The organism is Escherichia sp. MOD1-EC6475 (assembly GCF_003046645.1).
Lineage (GTDB): Bacteria > Pseudomonadota > Gammaproteobacteria > Enterobacterales > Enterobacteriaceae > Escherichia > Escherichia ruysiae.
The window spans coordinates 1-4308 of the sequence record NZ_PZKQ01000024.1 but is presented as its reverse complement, the minus strand read 5'-3'; the positions used below and the strand labels follow the sequence as shown (position 1 = coordinate 4308).

Sequence of the window (4308 nt, the reverse complement as noted above, 5' to 3'; positions counted from 1 at the left end):
AAGTTGGCAGCATCACCACCGAAGTGATAAATAAAAGTATTATCACCTGTAATATTTATGCTTATTGCGTGGTTTTATCTGGTTATATAAAGCACAGATGTTCTCATTATTTTCTGAAAAATAACCATATGGATCGATTTCCCCCACCCAGCCGAAGCGGTTCGGCTCGTTCGGCGTGTCGTCGACACTGAAGCGCTTATCCACTTCGTTCCAGCGGTAAGAGTCGTCGCTGTCGCTGACGAATGCCATCGGGTCGCTAAACAGCGTGATCCGCCATGCGATCAAAAAGCGTAAGTGTTTCCGACAGACGAGCCGGTGAAAAAAGTGGTGTGTCTGGCAATACAGGCATCGTCCCCGAAATGGACGATGCCGTTGAAGGACTGGGGTATGGCAATAAGCCGCTTTATTATCGGATTCAGTGACCGCCTGGACGGTTACTTCTGAGAAAAGGCATTTACACACAATCCTAAACAGACTCCTATATTTCAGATTTTGTTATCAACGCATTTCAAATCTCTTAGAAATCATGACTGTCGTCATATTTTCCGAGGCAGCTCACCACCTAACCATGTCTTATCAACAATATTTTGTGAAGGATATTTATAATGTAAAGACACATCAGAAACGATATTCCACACTCAACATGGCAGATGTATTATGGTATCCATGTTCTCCAAGTTGAATGCCTGCATCAGCCCGGAATGCTACTTCTGGTGTTATCATTCCCACAACACCACCATTTATTTCTCCGATATCACGCGCACCATCCTGGTATATACTTACACCATTCATACTGGTGCCGAAAACACGACTATTGTGCAACCAGTGTGCCTCCACAAATGGTCTGAACGGAACCGCATACCGCGTATTTTTACCGTTTTTGCTGGTAAGCCATGTTCTTGCTCCCAGGCGGGTGAGAATATTTCCGTTACCGGTATTTTCAATACTGGTTCCGTTACTTTCATGATATTTGTCTGATTTTACATTCATCCGGACAACCTGAAGCTGCGGCTGAACATACCATTCATGACTTCCCTTGTAATTGTCGGTAAACTCTCCAGCCTTCCATGAATATCCTGCTTCCAGAGATACCGTAAACCCTTTTGACTTCCATGACTCAGCAGGCAGCCGTTCTCCATTTATATGATTATCAAACCAGCTGTATTGCAGCCAGCTATCAAGATAAGAACCATTGTGTGTTTCATCATTGGCATACCATGTTGCATAAAGACCCGCTGTGTATCCATTCATTCTTCCTTCCGAATGGTATCCGGTGCTCAGGGCATTCGTACTGTTATTATTATGACCATAGCCAGCCATCATACCTGTATGCCAGCGATCGGTACCATTCAGGCTCCACTGAGCTATATCTCCCCCTATTAACACAACGTAGCTATTCCCCCGGGTTCTCAGCTGACTACTGTTGTCACGCCAGCGATTATGTTTTCCTTTATTATACATCCAGATACCTGCTTCATTTTCTTCTCCTGTCATGTGGCTGATATACAACTCCTGTCCCTGTCGTTCATACAGATTCGTTACAAACAGATTATTTGCAGCAGCAATACTGGCAACATAGCTACCTGCCTCAGGACGCAAATTATTATCATGGTTTTCCGGTACAGCTTCAGGTTGTGGTACAGGAATGTCTTTTCTGCTAATCAGATACCAGTTAGTGCTGTTAATCCCCTGACCACGTTTCAGTATGTAATCATAAGCTCCGGCTGTAATACGTTCCGTCTGAATGAATTCAGCATTATCAGCATTGCCACTGACGTGAATCACTTCAATCCCATTAAGTGTCTCTGCACCAGTACCACCGGCCTGAGTAACAGCGACACGGGTACGGCCACTGGCATTACCTTTAATCACCAGACGATCTGTTTTCGAATTGTCACCACCTGTTTCTGTCTGGAGGAGAATAAGTCCATTTCTGCCAGTGTAATTCCCTCCGACAGTCAGTATATTACCCGGCATATATGTAGTGAGATCGACTATACCACTATTGCTCAGATTTCCTGCAACGCCCCCAAACCCGGAGAGTTTGCCCTGCTCTTCAACAATGACCTGGTTACTGCCGAGCATCACCGGTGAATCTGCGTTCCCCAGTATCACTGTCCCCTGAATAATATCTGTCATCCCGGTCCATTTTGCGTTATCGCTAATGTTCAGTGCACCTGCTCCCGTCTTGCGAACATTACCATAACCACTGATATTGTTGGTAAGCTGCCATGCTGATGTACTGTTCAGAGTTAATGTGCCATAGTTATCAACAAAGGCTGTCCCCAGATTATCAGCCGAGGATACAGCTAACTGAGCCCCCTTATTCACGGTAAAAACACCGGAAAAATTACGATTATTACCCGTTATATCAAGCATTCCCCCATTTATGTTCAGAGAACCATCCCCTGCAATAGTACCTGCAGATTCTCCTCCATTATTCAGTATCAGGCTTCCGCCATGAATGTTCAGCACAGAGCCTGCAGCCGTCAGTAGTTTACTTATTGTCTGAGGATACCCATTCATATCCAGTTCTGCGCCACGGGATAAATATAAATACTCAGTCCGACCAAGAGCATCAGGTGCAGCAAGAATTAATACGCCAGATTTAACCTCTGTATTTCCTGTATAGTTGTTTGTTGCAGAAAGTATAAGAGTACCATTACCTGATTTTGTCAGACTTTTGCCGTCCCAGCCATCATATAATAAAGGTGAAAGATTATCGGAAAGAGAAACGCCTATGTTCAGAGTTGCATCTTTTTCTATATTAAAGGTTCCATATCCCATCCCTTTTGTATTATTCCATCTCAGCATGGATATCAGTTTGTTATCGTCGTCATTTAAAGACGTATAAACATAACTTTCAGCACCTTCTGTCAGTAATACATTGTATTGTACAATGTGACTATTATCAGCGATCGAGATACCTGTGTCTGACGACAATAATGTGTAATAGTCTTGAGTCCAGTTCTTAATTGATGTGTCTATATTAAGCCATGAATCACTTTTTAATGTAATAGTATTTGCGTGAACATTAGCATTTCCTACAGACAGGTTCATAGATGCGTCTTCATCAATACTTATATTTCCGTTAAAAATGGAGTTCTTGCCTGACAGATAAACAGATGAGCCATTCCCAATCATTAGCCCACCATTAATTGCTGTTGCGTTATTGATGTTTTTAATAATTAATTCATTTGTACCATTAACAGGTATACTAGCTAGTTTAATATCACCATTAATCACAGAATCTGAATAAATATCTAATGAATTATACCCGCCAGAAAAAATTATTGATGTATTATAAGCATCTTTTTGGCTATTATATAATCCTGAAAGATTACCATGATTATTAATATGGATATTTTCTCCATAAACAGAGCAACCACCGTCGGGGCCATATCCCCCCTGAACAATACCGTTATTATTCAAAGTGATTTGATTTCCAGAAATAGCATCTCCCCCTTGTTTTATTCCATATCCCCCAGATATTATGTTGTCGTTAGTAATGAAAAGATTACTACCATTAATACCATCACCACCGTTTACGCCATTACCGCCCCATATTCCTCCGGAATTATGCACTGTAATATTGCTCCCGGTTACACCGGAACCACCTGTCCCACCTAGATCATCACCTCCGTATATACTTCTGTAATTATCAACTATAATATCATCCCCGCTTAACCCTGCACCTCCGCTACTTCCTGAGCCACCAAGACCATTACCCCCATATACATTTCTGTAATTGTTTATAGATATTTTGTTGCCACTAACAGCAACTCCACCATTATATCCATCTCCTCCCCAAACACTACCATTATTATTTAGCGTAAAGTTTTCACCGTAGACACCTGCACCACCGATTGATGTATTGCTTGTTCCTCCTTTGATGTTAATACTGCTTTCAACAGATAGTATATTTTGAGTATAACTTGTTTTATACGGCACGCTAATATTAAGCGCCGCGTTTCCATCAACACCTGTAATACTCCTGGTTATACTTTCAGGTATACCATTACCATTCAGTTGTATTGTTTGCGCACCAGAAAAATGAGACTGCACAGAATAAAGTATACTGACCAGAAACTGTAAAATTCGTATATTCTTATTCATACTGTTTTTTCTTTAGTGATGCATTTTTTATCAACCATACAAGCACATTATTTCATTGATACTAATCACATCAGGATGAATGTTTTTTCTCAATAGAAATAAGTGTCTTTATTCCTTACCAATTTATTCTGGTTATTCCTCTTATCCAGACGTCTCGTGATACTCCCTGTATTTATGGATTTGCCCCTATAT

At 41.3% G+C, this 4308-nt stretch carries 1 protein-coding gene and 2 pseudogenes; 1 reads left to right on the top strand and 2 read right to left on the bottom strand.

The genetic code is table 11. The features are described 5' to 3' along the window. Positions 1-126: 126 nt before the first annotated feature. Positions 127-240: pseudogene (locus tag A7589_RS23230) on the bottom strand (alkaline phosphatase); the annotation flags it as partial. Between A7589_RS23230 and A7589_RS08035 the strand changes: the two are divergent. Further along, positions 239-444: pseudogene (locus tag A7589_RS08035) on the top strand (hypothetical protein); the annotation flags it as partial. The pseudogenes A7589_RS23230 and A7589_RS08035 sit on opposite strands and share 2 nt — an antisense overlap. Before the next feature lie 174 nt (positions 445-618). Here A7589_RS08035 and A7589_RS08030 read toward each other — a convergent pair. Next, positions 619-4116, bottom strand: coding sequence for an autotransporter outer membrane beta-barrel domain-containing protein (locus A7589_RS08030; RefSeq protein ID WP_108188795.1), 3498 nt, complete (start codon positions 4114-4116; stop codon positions 619-621). Positions 4117-4308: the final 192 nt, after the last annotated feature.